Origin of the sequence: Nocardia uniformis NBRC 13702 (assembly GCF_001613345.1) — a bacterium.
GTDB lineage: Bacteria > Actinomycetota > Actinomycetes > Mycobacteriales > Mycobacteriaceae > Nocardia > Nocardia uniformis.
In genome coordinates this window covers 1-15,156 of the sequence record NZ_BDCE01000101.1, presented here as the reverse complement: position 1 = coordinate 15,156, position 15,156 = coordinate 1, and the positions used below count along the sequence as shown (strand labels likewise).

The following is a 15,156-nucleotide window of genomic DNA, read 5'->3' as shown; positions in this document are numbered from 1 at the left end:
TGGACATCGGTGACAAAAGTATGACGGACCTGTACGGACATCTCGTCTACGGCAGTTCTGGCGGTGTGGCGGCCTAGGGTGGTGGCCGTGCGGACCACACCTGTCACCTCGATTCCGCGTGACCTGACACGCCGAGCCGATGTGCGTTGGGCCGTGGGCGCGGCCGTGCTCGTCACCGCCGCCATGCTGATTCCGCGAATTATGGGCAAACAGTGGCGGGATCGGCTCTACGCCGGGGCCGCACCACTGTTCGGCGACTGGCTACCGCATATCGGCTGGGGCAGCGCACCCGCCATCGCGATCGCCGTCCTCGTCGTCGCCTACGGTCCCGCCACCGCGCGGCGACTCCCCTGGCGGCCACTGCTCGCGGTCACCTGGGTGACGGCGGTGGCATGGGCGTTCGCGCTGGCCATGGTGGATGGCTGGCAGCGCGGGTTCGCCGAGCGCCTCACCTCCGATCACGAATACCTGCACGAAGTCGACGGTGTCACCGACATCGCCGCCATGCTGCGCGGGTTCTCCAGCCGCATCCTGGATTTCCAACCGGACTCCTGGACCACCCACGTCTCCGGGCATCCACCCGGGGCCTTGCTGACCTTCGTCGTGCTGGACCGGATCGGACTCGGCGGCGGCGCGTGGGCGGCGCTGCTGTGCATGCTCACCGGATGTGCCGCGGCCATCGCCGTCGTGGTGACATTGCGGGCACTCGGCTCCGAGGACCGTGCCCGCGCCGCGGCACCCTTCCTCGCCCTGGCCCCGGCCGCCGTCTGGCTGGCGGTGTCGGCGGACGCACTGTTCGCGGGGGTGACGGCGTGGGCGGTGGCCCTGCTGGCGATCGCGACTCGACAGCGTGCGGGCTGGGTCGTCGCCGCCCTGGGTTCGGGCGTGCTATTCGGATTCGGGCTCTATCTCAGCTACGGCCTGGTCCTGATGGTGGTTCCGGCGCTGGCGGTACTCGCCGCCCGCACCGTCCGCCCCGTCGTCCCGGTGGCGATCGGGATGCTGCTCGTTGTCGGCGCGTTCACGGCCACCGGCTTCTGGTGGTTCGACGGCTATCACCTTGTGGTGGAACGGTATTACCAGGGCATAGCCAGCGAGCGCCCGTACTCGTACTGGGTATGGGCCAATCTCGCGGCAACGGTGTGCGCGGTCGGCCTGGCGTCGGCCGCCGCCCTGCACCGGGCCATCCGGCAGCTGCACCTGCCCGCGCTGTGGCGGGGGCTTTCGTCGAATCGAACCACCGCCGCACACCATCCGCTCGCGCCGCCCACCGCAGACGCGGGCGCCACCGACTCGACCGCCGAGATGGCGACTCGCGTCAGAGCTTCCACGTCAGCATCCGCGGAAACGACTGCCGACTCGACGACTCCTGTCACCTCCGCCACCGCACGAGCGACTCCCGACTCGACTGCCGAGACGTCGACCCTCGGCGCGGCCGACACACCAGTGGCCGCCGGGCGTCTCGTCGCCCTCGGCGCGGGTATCGGCCGGTGGCGCGCCGTCGTCGATCCGGCCGCGCTCATGGCCGTGGCCGGGCTGGCGGCGATTCTGCTCGCCGACCTCAGCGGGTTGAGTAAGGCGGAGACGGAACGGATTTGGTTGCCGTTCGAGGTGTGGGTGCTGGCCGGGACGGCCCTGCTGCCGCGGCGGGATGTGCGAGTCTGGCTGGCAGTGCAGGCGCTGGGCACACTGTTGATCGCTCATTTGATTCTGACGAATTGGTGATATCCACGCGCATTCTGGTTGCCGATGATGACCCGGTGGTCCGCGAGGTGGTGCGGCGGTATCTGGAGCGGGACGGCATGACTGTGATCGAGACCGCGGACGGGCCCGCCACAGCGGAAGTGCTGGCGCGCGATGACATCGATCTGGCCGTACTGGATGTGATGATGCCGCCGCCGGACGGTATCGAGCTGACCCGCATGGTGCGGTCCGGGCCGCATCCGGATACGCCGATCATTCTGCTCACCGCACTCGGTGAGGAGGATGATCGGATACTCGGATTGCGTTCGGGGGCCGATGATTACGTGACAAAGCCGTTCAGTCCGCGGGAACTGGCACTGCGGGTGGCCTCGGTGCTCCGCCGCGCCCGGGCCGCGCCGGCGAGTGCCGAGGAGGTGGTGCGCAGTGGCGAGATCGAGTTGCGCCGGTCGGCGCGTACCGTCCGAATCGACGGTGCCGCTGTCGATTTGACCGCCCGCGAATTCGATCTGCTCGCCTTCCTGCTCACCAATCCGCATCGCGTGTTCAGCCGCAACGAACTGCTCGCCGAGGTGTGGGGATGGACCTTCGGGGATTTGTCCACGGTGACCGTGCATATCAAGCGTCTGCGCGCCAAGCTCGGGGCCGCGCACCGCATCGACACCGTGTGGGGACGCGGATATGCGTGGGAGCGTGCCGATTCCGGTGAGTTACCGCGCAGCTCGGCTGCGGAGGAGCCCCACCGTGCCGACTGACACGCTCGGACTGATCGGCTACGCCCTGGCCGGATCGCTGCCGGTGGTGGCGGTGGGCGCGCTGCTGTTGCGCTACACCCGCAACCGCGCCATGACAACGAGTATGGCCGTGCTGGTACTGATCCCGACCCTGGCCACGCTCAGCGGCGTGGTCGCGGTGAGCGGCCTGATGTTCACCGATGAGTTGGCGCGCACCGCCACCGTCATCGGTGTGGTGACCGCCGTCACCGTGCCCGCCGCCATCCTGCTCGGGCGGGCGCAGGCGCGAGCCACGGTGTGGGAGCGGCAGATGCGGGAGCAGGAGCGGGCGGCGGAACGGTCACGTCGGGAACTGGTGGCGTGGGTGAGCCACGATCTACGTACCCCGTTGGCCGGAATCCGCGCCATGGGTGAGGCCCTCGCCGACGAGGTCGTGGCCGAACCGGACGAGGTGACGCGCTATGCCGAAGCGATTGTGCGGGAAACCAATCGGCTCTCCGCCATGGTGGACGACCTATTCGAGATGTCGAAGATCAATGCCGGAGCGCTGCGGCTCGCCCTGGAACCGGTGGATCTGCGCGAACTCATCGACGAGGTACTCGCCGCCAATCAGCCGACCGCGCAGCGCGCCCGGATCACCCTCAGCGCACGGCAACCCGAGGAACGCATCCTGGTGTCCGGCAGCGATCGGGCACTGACCCGGGTACTGACCAATCTCGTCGCCAATGCCATCGCCCACACCCCGCCGGGCGGACGCATAGATATCTCCGCGGGCACGAAGGATGGGCAGGCCTGGACCCGTGTCGATGACACCGGCCCCGGCATCGCCGATACCGACCTGCCCCGCATCTTCGAGGTCGCCTACCGGGGTACCACGGCCCGCTCCCCCGGCGCGGCCGGTCTCGGCAGCAGCAGCGGTATGGGCCTGGCCATTGCCGCCGGGCTGGTCGCCGCGCATCACGGGGATATCCGGGTCGAGAACCGCGAGCAGGGCGCACGTTTCGAGATACGGCTGCCATTGCTGAACGGCGGCGCGAATCGTTGACCGGCAAGATCGATGCCCGGGTGCGCCCGTGACACACGCTGAGCCGCCTCCGTCATTCCGGCGTGCTTGTGACCGGAATCCACCCTGTCGCGTGGTGGATCCTGACCGAAGCCGCCCCGAATAACCGGGAGCAGTGCCGACATCGCGCAATGAACCCCAGTACAGGTCGACGGCACCCCTCGTCGCACCGGCGTGTTCTCGAGCCGGAATCCACCTCCGACCAGGACGTGCCCGACAAGCATGCCGGGGTGACGGCGCGCGGATTCGGCGCTTTCGGTCCCCGTATTCAGCGCCAGGTCGGGGCACCCGCCGCGACGGCGGTGCGCAGCGGCGCGGAGGTGAACTCCGCCAGACCGACGGCCGGTGTCACCTCAGCGATGAAATCCAGTGTGCGGCGGGCACGTTCGGGGCTCGCCACAATATGCCGGACGTCGCCGGAGCGGTATTCACCGGTGACGACGGGCGGTTTCCCGCCGTGCGCTCCGGCCAGTACCGCCGCCACCTCGCCAATGGTGACCGGATGACCCGAGGCGATATTCAATGGCGCGAAATCGCCGAGGGGCCGTTCCACGGCCGCCAGGTTGGCGGCGGCGATATCGTGGACGTGCACGAAATCGCGGGCCTGGCAGCCGTCTTCGAAGACACGCGGGGCTTCACCCGCCGCCAGCATGGAGCGGAAGATCGCGGCCACGCCGGAATACGGTGTATCCCTGGGCATCTCGGGACCGTAGACATTGTGGTAGCGCAGTGCGGTGACGGTCGACCCGGTGGCGACGGCCCAGGCGGCGGCGTAATGCTCCTGCGCGGCCTTGCTGGCGGCGTAGAGACTGCGCGGTGACAGCGGTGTGTCCTCATCGACGGGTGCCCAGGCGACGGGTGCACCCGCCGAATCGAGGTGGTCGAAGCGGCCGCGGTCCAGGTCCTCGCGGCGGCGTGGGCTCGGCACGACCGAATCGCCGGAGGAATCGACGTACCGGCCCTCGCCGTACACCACCATGGATGAGGCGAGCACCAGGTGCCGGCAGCGCGCCCGGTCCATGGCGGCGAGCAGTACCGCCGTGCCGAGATCATTGTGGCTGGCATAGGCGGGCGCGTCCTGCGCACTGACCCCGGCACCGACCACCGCCGCCTGATGGCAGACCGCGTCGATACCGCGCAGCCGCAGGTCGAGGGCGTCGGGATCACGCACGTCCACGCGGTAGACGCCGATCGGCGGGGCAGCGTCGCGACCGTGCGCGGCGGCCAGCATGAAGTCGATGGCGACCACATCATGCCCCGCGCCCTCGAGCGCCCGTCGGATATGGGAACCGATGAATCCGGCAGCACCGGTCAGCAATACGCGCACGAGCATCCTCCATCGGGAGCGGCAGCGGTCATACCGGCGATTGTCGTCAGCGCCGCCGCATCTCGCCGCGCGACAGGCCGTCTTGGTGCGTACGTCAGTGATTCGTCATCCTTTGGCGCGTCGGAATCGGCGACAGCGGCGATCGCGACGACGTAGCAACGGCGGTTGCGGCGGCGACGGTGTGGCGGCGGTGATGGCGTAGCAGTTGAGCGCTCAGGCCAGTCTTCCTACAACCACCGTCGGCGCGCTCCGCGGCGTGTTCGGCCCTAGACACGCCTCGACCCCTTGCATTCGCTCGCGGTTGCGCGCAGAATTCACCACACAGTGAATTCAACACTCGATGAATTGAGGGTGACCCACCATGGCACCTAACCCCCCGCCCGTCGTCGAGGTCGACAATCTGCGCGTCGATCGCGGCGGACGACAAGTTCTGCACGATATTTCGCTCACCGTTCCGCGCGGCTCCATTACCGGACTACTCGGCCCGTCCGGATGCGGGAAAACCACGCTCATGCGCAGCATTGTCGGCACTCAGATCATCGAATCCGGGTCGGTGCGGGTGCTGGCCGAGGAGGCGGGGTCGCCCGGACTGCGGGCGCGAGTCGGATACGTGACGCAGGCTCCCAGCATTTACGACGATCTGACCGTCACCGACAATGTCTCGTATTTCGGTGCGCTGTACGGCGCTTCGCGCGAGCAGGTGGCGGCGGCCGTCGACGCCGTCGGGCTGAGCGAACACGCCGCGCAGCGCGGCAATCAGCTCTCCGGCGGGCAGCGGACGCGGGCGTCGCTGGCGTGTGCGCTGGTGGCCGATCCGGAGGTGCTCGTCCTGGACGAACCCACGGTCGGACTCGATCCGGTACTGCGGGTGGAACTGTGGAATCAGTTCCACACGCTCGCCGAACAGGGGCGCACCCTACTGGTGTCGAGTCATGTGATGGACGAGGCCGAGCACTGCGATCAACTGCTGCTCATGCGCGACGGTTATCTACTCGCCCAACTCAGCCCAGACGAACTACGCGCCGATACCGGCGAATCCAGCCTGGAGAACGCGTTTCTCGCGCTCATCAAGATGGGAGGACGGTCATGACCACCACCGTCACCCGGCCCACCGGGCCACGACCGCTGCGCTGCTACACCGCCACCACCGCGCGCATCCTGAAACAGCTGCGCGCCGATCACCGGACCGTGGCCATGCTGCTGCTGGTGCCCGCGCTCCTGCTATCGCTGCTGTACTTCGTCTACCAGGATTCGCCGACCCCGCCGGGTGCACCGCGGCTGTTCGATCGGGTCGGTATCAGCATGCTCGGCATTCTGCCGTTCATTGTCATGTTCCTGATCACCGCCATCGCCATGCAGCGTGAACGCGTATCGGGCACCCTCGAGCGGCTGCTGACCACACCGCTGTCGAAACTCGACCTGCTCGCCGGATATGGGTCGGCGTTCTCGATTGCCGCCGCCGGACAGGCCGGGGTGGCGTGCCTGGTGTCCTTCTGGCTATTGGATCTGCGTGCGGCGGGCAGCATTTGGCTGGTCCTGCTCATCGCGGTGGTGGACGCGATACTGGGTGTCGCGCTCGGACTACTGGCGAGTGCGTTCGCGCGCACCGAATTTCAGGCCGTGCAGTTCATGCCGGTCATTGTGGGACCGCAGTTCTTCCTGTGTGGGCTGCTGGTGCCACGCGGTGAACTGCCGGGATGGCTGGAGGCGGTAAGCAATGTCCTGCCGCTGAGCTACGCCGTGTCGGCGCTACAGGAGGTGTCCGAGCATCCCGGCGCCACCGGTGAGATGTGGCGCGACCTCGCCATAGTGGCGCTATTCGCCGCTGCCGCACTGTGTCTCGCTGCGGCCACGCTCCGGCGGCGCACCGCGTGAGCGGGTCGGGCCCGGGGGCGGCCGTTCGCGGCGCGGCACCGGAGCGGCGCTCATCGGTCGAGGAACCAACGTGACGACGATGAGCGGCGGACACAGCGGGCGCAGACCCGGACGATCCGGCACCCGGGAGGCGATTCTCGACGCCGCCCGGGCGCGGTTCGCGGAGGTCGGCTTCGATAAGGCATCCATTCGCTCCATCGCGACCGCGGCGGGTGTGGATCCGGCGCTGGTGCACCACTATTTCGGGACCAAGCAGCAATTGCTCACCGCCGCACTGGATATCCCGGCCGACCCCGCCATTATTCGCGCCGCCATCGCCGCCGTCCCCGATGAAATCCTGGGCGAGACCGTCATTCGTACGGTCGTCGGAATCTGGGACTCCCCCATCGGTGTCCAGGCGGTGGCCGCCTTCCGCAGTCTGCTCGGCGGCGGCGATCCGACACTGGCGCGCACCTTCCTGGTGGAGGTGGCATTGAAAGATGTTCGCGCCCGGGTGGATTCGCCGCCGGGCACCGGGACCAAGCGGGTGGTACTGGCCGCATCGCAAATGATCGGCCTGCTGGTGACACGCAAGGTCCTGGAGATCGAGCCGTTGGCGTCCATGAGCCTGGACGAGTTGGCCGCCACCGTGGGGCCGACATTGCAGCGCTACCTCACCGGTGAACTCGACCTGTAGGCACTCGTCATCCCGGCACACTTTCGGCCGGGGTCCATACCCGCGACGCGTCAACAGCTGGTGGTGGATTCCGGCCAAAAGCACGCCGGAACGACGGGATGTTCGGCCACGCCGAAACGACAGAGCGATCAGCCACGCCGGAACGACGGGGCGATCAGCGCGGGCGCAGTCGTGGCGCGGTCAGCTCTGGGCGGTGAAGCTTTCGTGCTCGGCGTCCGAGACATCGCGGGCCTCGTCCACCAGCAGCACCGGAATCCCATTGTCGATCGGGTAGGCGCGGCGCAGACGCGGGTTGTAGAGCAAGCTGTCGCCGTCCGCATCGCGGACCAGCAGTAGCGGGCCCTTGTCCTGCGGGCAGGCCAGCAGGCTGAGCAGGGTGGCGTCCAACGTGGTTTCCTCCGGCATGACCGTTAACCTACCGGGTGTTCCTGGGCGGCCCGGAATCGTACTCGTGACACCGGGCCCGCCAGTTCGCGTTCCGGCTCGGCCGACGGCCGCGCGGCCGCCGCGTCGCCGAGGACCACTCCGCGCACGGTGACCGCACCTCAGCGCAGTACCGTCCGACACGCATCGGGTTCGCTCGAACCATCCTCCGGAATGGGGGTTGTCCCCGGTCGAGGCCACCGTAGAAACCGCACTGCCCATCACGAATTCCCAACCCTGCAGCGCGACACGGCTCTCGTCAGTGTGTCGTAACGCCGCTGATGACACGCTCATGCGAGGGTGTTCGCGGTGCCGGAGACGGCATTTCGTACCGTGTTAGAGTTCACCCCGGCTCGGGCTCTGCTGTCCCGCGAGGAGCACCGGCACACCGTCATCGAAAGTCGATTCAGCTGATGCCGATTCCTTCCCGACGTATGTACCACTCCGATGTCGAAGCTTCGACGGGCCAGCCCTCCCGGCCCGGTATCGACCGGCCGCACGCGGTATCGGTTGTGGTGCCGGTGTATCGCGGTGAGCACACCATCGGCGCTCTGGTCACCGAACTGCACCGGTTGACCGCGCCCACCGAGACGCCGGGCGGTGTGCCCTTCGTGATCGAGGAGATCATCCTCGTCCACGATCACGGGCCCGACCGCTCCGATGTGGTGATGGAGGATTTGCAGGGGACCTACGACGAGGTGCGCACCGTCTGGCTCAGCCGCAATTTCGGCCAGGACGCGGCGACCATTGCCGGCATGTCCGCCGCGCGCGGCGACTGGATCGTCACCATGGACGAGGACGGCCAGCACGATCCCGTCTTCATCGGCGCATTCCTGGACGCGGCACTACAGCGGCGCGCCGATCTGATCTACTCGAAACCCAGCAATACCCGGCCGCACGGCTTCCTGCGCAATCTGACCTCGCGCGGCGCGAAACTGGTGCTGGCCACCGTATTCGCATTCCCGGATTCCACCCGGTTCGAAAGCTACCGGCTGATTCGCGGTGCCATCGGCCGCCAACTCGCCGAGGTCGCCTCCAATGGCGTCTACCTCGATGTGGCGCTGACCTGGGTGGTCGATACCGTCGCCCAGGTCCCGGTGACGTTGCGCGCCGAGGGCCGCGAGGAATCCGGCTACAACTACCGCCGCCTGTTCTCGCTGTTCTGGAAGATGGTGCTGTGTAGCGGAACCCGCGGCCTGCGCCTGGTCAGCATGCTCGGGGTGACCTTGGGCCTGGCCGGCGCCGCCCTCGCCGCCCTCATTGTGTTCCAGGCACTCACCCGATCCGACTGGGCTCCCGAGGGTTGGGCCTCGACCATTGTGGTGCTGCTGCTGTGTTCGGGGGCGATCCTGTTCTCGCTCGGCCTGATTGCCGAGTACCTCGGGGTCGCGCTGCACATTCTGGTGGGTAAGCCGCTGTATCTGACCGTCGATACACCGACGCCGCGCCCGGAGCACCAGAACTCGCACCACGCCCGGGGCGTACTCGACGACCAGAGGACCGAACCCGTCGCGAGCTGAGCCACGGCACACCCGCCCGCCCGTCATTCCGGCACGCGCCCTCCCATCATTCCGGCACGCGCCCGCCCATCACTGCGGCACGCGCCCACCCGTCATTCCGGCGTGTGGCAGCGAAGCCTATGGCCTGAGCACGTAGAGCTTCTCCCGACCGCCCGCGATCAAGGTCCGCTCCTCGACGTGTTCGGGGTACCCCCGGAATAGTTCGTCGAGGGTTTCCTCGGTGAAGCGGCGCGGTTGTTCGCCGTCGCCCGGATCGGTGAATCGGCTACCGATTCCGGCCAGTACGCGATTGTCGCTGGCGGTCAGATTCCGAACCGGCTCGGCAATGAGCACCCCGTGGCGCGCGGCGGCCAGCATGCGGTCGATGACGGGTTCGGGATCGGGCAGGAAGTGGTAGAGGCTCGCCTGCATGACCACGTAGTCGGCGGCGGGCAGCGGAGTTTCGGAGTGCAGATCCCACACCTGACCGCTGGCACCGGCCCGCTCGAGCCGGGCGATGAAGCGTTCGTTGAGGTCGAGTCCGGTGTATCGCACGGAATTGCCGCGCAGATGACGCGTGTACAGGGTGGCCGGTCCACAACAGAGGTCGAGTACGTCCGCGCCCCCGGGAATGCGCGAGGCGACGGCCCGATACCGGGCGCGGTAGTGCCGACCGTACAGGCCGCGCATCAGCAGTTCGTAGACCGTTCCGTGCCGGTAGATGAGGTTGGTACTCACGAGTTCCCTGAACAGATGGCAGACAACGACTTCCGTGTCCTGCACTATGCCAGCTGTCCGGTTTGCCCGCTTCCGCTGTGGCGTGGATCTCGCCCGACCCGGTGAGTCTATGGGTGCTGGGTCTCGCTGCGGCGGAAGGAAATATGCCGGTGGCCGAAGAAACTCACGATCGCGACCAGACCCATGACCACCACGGCGGCGGGTTTCTGGGGGGCGTGCAGCACCGACACCGCCACCTGGAGCAGCACCAGATTCAGCAGCAGTCCACCGGAATTCACGCCGACGAAGGCCACGAAATCACGCAGGGCATGACCGCGGACGCGGAAGACCAGCGTGCGATGCAGCACGAACGCCACCACGATACTGAGGGCGTAGGCCAGCGCCGGGGCCAAGGCCACCGCGACGGGCGATGAGACCTTGCCGTCCAGAATGGTCAGCCACATAACGGTCAATATCATGCCGAGCGCGGTATTGAAGCCGCCGACCAGGGCGAACGCGACCTCCTGCCGTCGCACCACGCGCAGCAGCAGACCGGGCGGGGCCGCGGGCGCCGGATCGAGATCCGGCGCCACGATCCGCTCGGGTGCGAAGTCGGCGGTACTCACGAAACCGAGCCTGCCAGTTCACGTTCCGGCTCGCCTGGTGATTCGCCCGGCGTGTTGTCCTCGTCGTCGCGGCGAGAGCGGAGATGGAACCACTGCAATACCGCGATTCCGGCGATACCGGCGACCCCGGTAGCAATGCCGATCTTCCAGCCCGGTGGCCGCCAGGTCAGCACCAGTTCCGCGTTCTGGGTGCCAGCCGGGATATCGACGGCGACAAAGGAATTCGCGACCGTGATGAACGAGATGTCGTTGCCGTCGAGGGTAGCGCGGTAGCCGGGCCAGCCCAGTCGCGCGAAGACGATTCGGCCACCGGTTTCCGAGGAGACTCGGACGCGACTGGTGGTCTCGTTCTCGGCCAGCGAGGTGGCGGTGACATCGCGGGCATCGGCCACCCGGCCGTTCACCGTCGAGATCGGGCCACTATCGCGCTCCAGCACCGAGATCCACCGTTCGTGGCCCGGATAGTCGACCCAGTGCCAGCCCTCGGGGGCGGGCTGGGTGCGGGCGTCGGGGTACATGGCGCGTTGCAGGATCACCCGGTCCAGCAGCATCAGATCGACCAGGGTGCGACCGGTGGTGGGTTCCGGGGTGAACATGCGGTGGTAGGCATCGGGGCAGGTGCTGCCGTCCCAGCGCATACAGGTCATCTCACCGAAGTAGAAGTGGCCGTTGGGGGTATAGCCCTGCACGTAGTTCAGTTCCAGATCCTTGGCGTAATTGCCGAAGACCAGGGAGCCGTACGCGCCGTCGAGGCTGTTCTCCCCCGGTTGCAGCAGACCGCGGTCACCCAGTTGCAGGTTGGTGCCCTCGAAATCCGGGAAGGCCGCCATGGCTTCCTCGCGATCGGCGGGCAGATTCCACGACATGTGATTGGGCTGGATGCTGCGCACCTGGAAATAGGCGATCGGGAAGACAGCGGCGAGGGTCAGCAGGCACGCCGCGGCCGTGCCCCGGGTGCGGCCCAGCCACACCGCCGCCGCGGTGAGTCCGGCGACCACCACGGCGGACAGCACATGCCAACCCACATTGTGCGGATCGGCGGAGAACGTGCGCACCCACAGCAGGAGAATCAGCACACCGGCGGCGATACCGCGCCCGCGCCAGTCCCGCACCGTGGCGAATCGGCCCAGCAGCACACACACCAGCACCAACAATCCGATGGCCACCATGGGCAGTACTCGCGCGGGCCAGCGCAGCGGGCCTATGGTGCCGGGCCCGGCGGTCCACATGAGCGCCATAATGGCGAACATGGCGATGGAGACGAACTGCTGCCAATGTTCGCGCGCCGCACGCCAGTCCACGAAGGCCAGCGCCGGAATCAGGAACCAGGCGATATAGGTCATGGGCAGCGGCTGCACATAACCCCACCACGAACTGAAGGCAGGCAGGGTGCTCGGCAGGCTGGCGTTCAACGATTCCGACCACGGCACCGTCAGGAATTGGTCGTTATTGATCTGCGCGGTGCCGCGCCAGCTGACCTTGGCCGACAGCATGGACGGCAGGAAGGTCAGCAGACCGGCCAATCCGGCGCAGCCCGCCGCCGCCGCGAGCCGCAATACCGGCTGCCAGCCGCTGCGGGTGACGAGCTCGCCCACCGCGACGGCGACCAGCATGAGCACGGCCTCGACCGCCGGGAAGATGTACTGCACCGAAATCGCCAGGTACAGATAGACGAACACCGGAATCGGTCCGCCGTATCCAATGCGGCGTCCGCGGTGCCCTCCGTGGTTACGCAGGCTGCCGTCTCCGGGCCCGTCGCTCCCGCCGGGACCGCGCACATACCGCACCGCCGCCGCCCAGGCGTGCAGCGTCCACGCGGTACCGGCGAGCGCGGTCATCCAGCTGGCGGTATCGAAGAAGAGGAAGAAGCCGGTGAAGGGGAATGCCACACCCGCCACAGCCGACCATTCCGGGCGCGCGCCGTAGACCAGGCACACCCGGTACACACCGAGTCCGGCGAGGATCGAGAAGACGAGTTTGACGATGGTGGCGTACACGGCCAGATTCGGTACCGACGGCGCGATCAGATCGATCAGCAGCTGCGGCGGATTGAACAGGCCCGCCTCCTCCATGGTGTAGTTACCCGACATCCATTGGTCGGGAACCATCACCGGGAATCGGCCCTCGCGCAGGGCGCGGCCGAGCATCACCCAGAGGGGCGCGTACTGCGATTCGGTGTCGTCGGTATAGAAGTGCCGGATATCGGCCAGCAATACCGCCGCATACCCGAGCAGCACCCCGACCGCGGTGACGGATCCCCATCGGTACACCGCACGTCGAGTAACGAGATCTCCACTGTCGACCACGAGTTCCAGACCCTACAGGGTGTCCCCGGCACCGACACCGCACCCAGCACGATTTCGCTTCCCACGGTGGAAAATCCGGACGCGCACCGTGTTAAAGTTCGACGGCTCGGGCTCTGGTGTTCGGCGAGTTACCCGATGATCAGGAGCCACTGCCTACCGCCACGAGGGGACCGAACGGGTGAGCACGGACCGCATCATCTTCAGCCGCCCGTTCCGCGCCAGCAGCGAGCTGGCCAATCTCGGGACCGTGCTCGACTCGGACCACAGCCACGGCGACGGCCAGTTCACCGCCGCCGCCACCGCCAAGCTGAAGACCATTACCGAGGCGCCGCACGCACTGCTCACCACCTCGTGCACGCATGCCCTCGAAATGGCGGGCCTGCTACTGGAACTCGGCCCCGATGACGAAGTGATCGTGCCCAGCTTCGCGTTCACCTCCACCGCGACCGCCATGGCGTTGCGCGGGGCGACAGTGGTTTTCGCCGATATCGATCTCGCGACCGGCAATCTCGATCCCGACGCGGTGGCCGCGGTGGTCACCGATCGCACCAAGGCGGTCGTGGTCATCCACTACGGCGGGGTGGGCGCGGATATGGCAGGTCTGCTGGCGCTGTCGCGGGCGCACGGCTTCGCGATCATCGAGGACAATGCCCACGGCCTCGGCGGCCGCTGGCGCGGACGGTCTTTGGGAACGATCGGCACCGTCGGCGCGCTCAGCTTCCACGACACCAAGAATGTGCACTGCGGTGAGGGTGGCGCGGTCCTGCTGACCGACGAAATCCTGATGGCCCGCGCCGAGATCATTCGCGAGAAGGGCACCGACCGGGCGCGCTTCCTGCGCGGCGCGGTCGACAAGTACTCCTGGCAGGACATCGGTTCCAGCTACCTGCCCAGTGAACTCAATGCCGCGGTACTGGACGCCCAACTCGCGGAATTCGACATCATTCAGGCCAACCGGCACCGGGTGTGGGACGGCTACGCCGCCGGACTCCCGGAGTGGGCCCGCCGCAACGATATTCGACTCATGACGGTGCCCGACGACCGCGAACACACCGCACACCTCTACTACCTGCGACTGCCCACCGAGGACCGCCGCGACGACCTGATCGGACATCTGGCCGAACGCGGCATCGTGGCACCGTTCCACTACGTCCCGCTCGATTCCAGCCCCGCCGGACTCAAACTCGGCCGCACCCCGGTGCCGTGCGTGCGCAGCGCCGAATTCTCCGGAACCGTTGTGCGCCTGCCCCTGTGGCCGGGTCTCACCGATGAGCAGGTGTCCCGGGTAGTCGACGCGGTCACCGAGTTCACGGTCTGAACGCTTTCCCACGAGCCGCGCCCCTTCCACAATTGAGGAAGGGCGCGATTCGTATTCGGCTGCGGCTCAGGCGAACAGGCGTTCCGCCAGATCCGCGGTGAGGATCTCGTAGTTGTCGGTGTCGCGGTTGTACCACCAGGTGCGCTCACCCGGCTGCGGGTTGCCCGCCGCCTGGACCGCCCGGGTCGACGGGCGGTAGGTGGAGCTGCGGGGGATGTCGTCGACGACGTAGACGATATCGGGGCGCTGATCGGGGGCCAGGGCTCGGAGGGCCTCCGAGATATCCCGGGGTTCCAGGCGGTAGCCGGTACGAATGCTCAGGGCGGCGACGGCGAGGATGCGGTCACCGGCGGGGAGGCCGTAGGCGACTTCCATATCCGTGGCCGTGATGTCATTGAGTACTTCGACAATCGGATGGGTGTAGACCGGGCCGCGCGGGGTATGGATGACCGTGTCGCGGCGATCCATCAACCAGTAGTCGCCATCGCTGTCACGGCGGAAAAGGTTCTCCGTCGGCATCCAGGCGTCACCGGGAGCGAAGACACCGCGCAGGCCGCCACGGGAGAGATCGACGGTATCGGAGGCGGTGCCGATGAGCAGGCCCACCTCGTTATCGGCGCAGCGACGCGCGAAACCCGCATCGTCGATCAGGATTTCCTCGGTCAGCGAGTCATAGGCGATGAGTTCGACCTTGGCGGTGCCGGGCACCGGGCGTCCCTTGGAACCGACCTTGTGGCCGGAGACATTGGCCAGCACCACATCCCCCTCTATGGAGGCGTAGAACTCGAGTACCCGCGCCGGACTGAATCGGTCCTGGGTGCGCCGCCACAGACCCTCGGGCATACCGGAGCCGATGAACAGGCGAATGGGATGCGGATGCCCATTGGGGAA

General features: G+C 67.3%; 13 protein-coding genes and 1 pseudogene. 8 read left to right on the top strand and 6 right to left on the bottom strand.

Annotation, left to right across the window (positions count from 1 at the left end; translation table 11 throughout):
• Positions 1-87: 87 nt before the first annotated feature.
• Genes NU1_RS43610 through NU1_RS35480 form a run of 3 tightly spaced genes read left to right on the top strand, consistent with a single transcriptional unit; the run spans position 88 to position 3,480 of the window.
• Positions 88-1,725: a hypothetical protein gene (locus NU1_RS43610; RefSeq protein ID WP_245720459.1), complete on the top strand. Its 1,638-nt coding sequence runs from the start codon at positions 88-90 to the stop codon at positions 1,723-1,725.
• Positions 1,722-2,456, top strand: coding sequence for a response regulator transcription factor (locus tag NU1_RS35485; protein WP_157553457.1), 735 nt, complete (start codon positions 1,722-1,724; stop codon positions 2,454-2,456). The genes NU1_RS43610 and NU1_RS35485 overlap by 4 nt, the downstream gene beginning before the upstream one ends.
• Positions 2,446-3,480 carry a sensor histidine kinase gene (locus NU1_RS35480; protein WP_067528473.1) on the top strand — a complete coding sequence of 345 codons (1,035 nt, stop codon included), beginning with the start codon at positions 2,446-2,448 and terminating at the stop codon, positions 3,478-3,480. Before NU1_RS35485 ends, NU1_RS35480 begins: the two co-directional genes overlap by 11 nt.
• Positions 3,481-3,766: 286 nt before the next feature.
• Here the strand turns inward: NU1_RS35480 and NU1_RS35475 are convergent, their stop codons facing one another.
• Positions 3,767-4,831 carry an NAD-dependent epimerase/dehydratase family protein gene (locus NU1_RS35475; RefSeq protein WP_067528471.1) on the bottom strand — a complete coding sequence of 355 codons (1,065 nt, stop codon included), beginning with the start codon at positions 4,829-4,831 and terminating at the stop codon, positions 3,767-3,769.
• A gap of 355 nt (positions 4,832-5,186) precedes the next feature.
• On the opposite strand from NU1_RS35475, the gene NU1_RS35470 reads away from it, so the two are divergent.
• The 3 genes from NU1_RS35470 (at position 5,187) to NU1_RS35460 (ending at position 7,376) form a co-directional block, all read left to right on the top strand.
• On the top strand, positions 5,187-5,915 hold the full coding sequence (locus tag NU1_RS35470; protein WP_067528469.1) for an ABC transporter ATP-binding protein: 729 nt from the start codon (positions 5,187-5,189) through the stop codon (positions 5,913-5,915).
• The gene (locus NU1_RS35465; protein ID WP_067528467.1) at positions 5,912-6,700 is read left to right on the top strand and encodes an ABC transporter permease; all 789 of its coding nucleotides are present in this window, start codon (positions 5,912-5,914) and stop codon (positions 6,698-6,700) included. The genes NU1_RS35470 and NU1_RS35465 overlap by 4 nt, the downstream gene beginning before the upstream one ends.
• Before the next feature lie 79 nt (positions 6,701-6,779).
• The gene (locus NU1_RS35460) at positions 6,780-7,376 is read left to right on the top strand and encodes a TetR/AcrR family transcriptional regulator (RefSeq protein WP_067528466.1); all 597 of its coding nucleotides are present in this window, start codon (positions 6,780-6,782) and stop codon (positions 7,374-7,376) included.
• Between the two features lie 180 nt (positions 7,377-7,556).
• Here the strand turns inward: NU1_RS35460 and NU1_RS35455 are convergent, their stop codons facing one another.
• A complete protein-coding gene (locus tag NU1_RS35455) occupies positions 7,557-7,781 on the bottom strand; it encodes a Trm112 family protein (protein ID WP_067528465.1) in 225 nt (74 codons plus the stop codon).
• Between the two features lie 431 nt (positions 7,782-8,212).
• Between NU1_RS35455 and NU1_RS35450 the strand changes: the two genes are divergently transcribed.
• Positions 8,213-9,319: a glycosyltransferase gene (locus tag NU1_RS35450; protein WP_084522111.1), complete on the top strand. Its 1,107-nt coding sequence runs from the start codon at positions 8,213-8,215 to the stop codon at positions 9,317-9,319.
• Between the two features lie 117 nt (positions 9,320-9,436).
• On the opposite strand, the gene NU1_RS35445 is transcribed toward NU1_RS35450, so the two are convergent.
• From NU1_RS35445 to NU1_RS35435, 3 genes are all read right to left on the bottom strand, one after another.
• Complete coding sequence (locus NU1_RS35445) at positions 9,437-10,036, bottom strand: class I SAM-dependent methyltransferase (protein WP_067528501.1); 600 nt, start codon at positions 10,034-10,036, stop codon at positions 9,437-9,439.
• 107 nt (positions 10,037-10,143) lie between these two features.
• Entirely contained in the window at positions 10,144-10,608 is a 465-nt protein-coding gene (locus NU1_RS35440) for a GtrA family protein (RefSeq protein ID WP_067528499.1), read from the bottom strand.
• Between the two features lie 29 nt (positions 10,609-10,637).
• Entirely contained in the window at positions 10,638-12,911 is a 2,274-nt protein-coding gene (locus tag NU1_RS35435) for a hypothetical protein (protein ID WP_084522110.1), read from the bottom strand.
• 214 nt (positions 12,912-13,125) lie between these two features.
• Here NU1_RS35435 and rffA point away from each other — a divergent pair, with 214 nt between their 5' ends.
• On the top strand, positions 13,126-14,265 hold the full coding sequence (gene rffA, locus NU1_RS35430) for a dTDP-4-amino-4,6-dideoxygalactose transaminase (RefSeq protein WP_067528459.1): 1,140 nt from the start codon (positions 13,126-13,128) through the stop codon (positions 14,263-14,265).
• A 66-nt stretch (positions 14,266-14,331) separates the two neighbouring features.
• Here rffA and NU1_RS42425 read toward each other — a convergent pair.
• A pseudogene (locus NU1_RS42425) lies at positions 14,332-15,156 on the bottom strand (acyl-CoA synthetase); the annotation flags it as partial.

What these genes read in the sequence shown, in the direction of transcription:
- NU1_RS35475 (WP_067528471.1), bottom strand. Translation starts at nt 4,831, where the DNA reads ATGCTCGTGCGCGTATTGCTGACCGGTGCTGCCGGATTCATCGGTTCC.
- NU1_RS35470 (WP_067528469.1), top strand. Translation starts at nt 5,187, where the DNA reads ATGGCACCTAACCCCCCGCCCGTCGTCGAGGTCGACAATCTGCGCGTC.
- NU1_RS35465 (WP_067528467.1), top strand. Translation starts at nt 5,912, where the DNA reads ATGACCACCACCGTCACCCGGCCCACCGGGCCACGACCGCTGCGCTGC.
- NU1_RS35460 (WP_067528466.1), top strand. Translation starts at nt 6,780, where the DNA reads ATGAGCGGCGGACACAGCGGGCGCAGACCCGGACGATCCGGCACCCGG.
- NU1_RS35455 (WP_067528465.1), bottom strand. Translation starts at nt 7,781, where the DNA reads ATGCCGGAGGAAACCACGTTGGACGCCACCCTGCTCAGCCTGCTGGCC.
- NU1_RS35450 (WP_084522111.1), top strand. Translation starts at nt 8,213, where the DNA reads ATGCCGATTCCTTCCCGACGTATGTACCACTCCGATGTCGAAGCTTCG.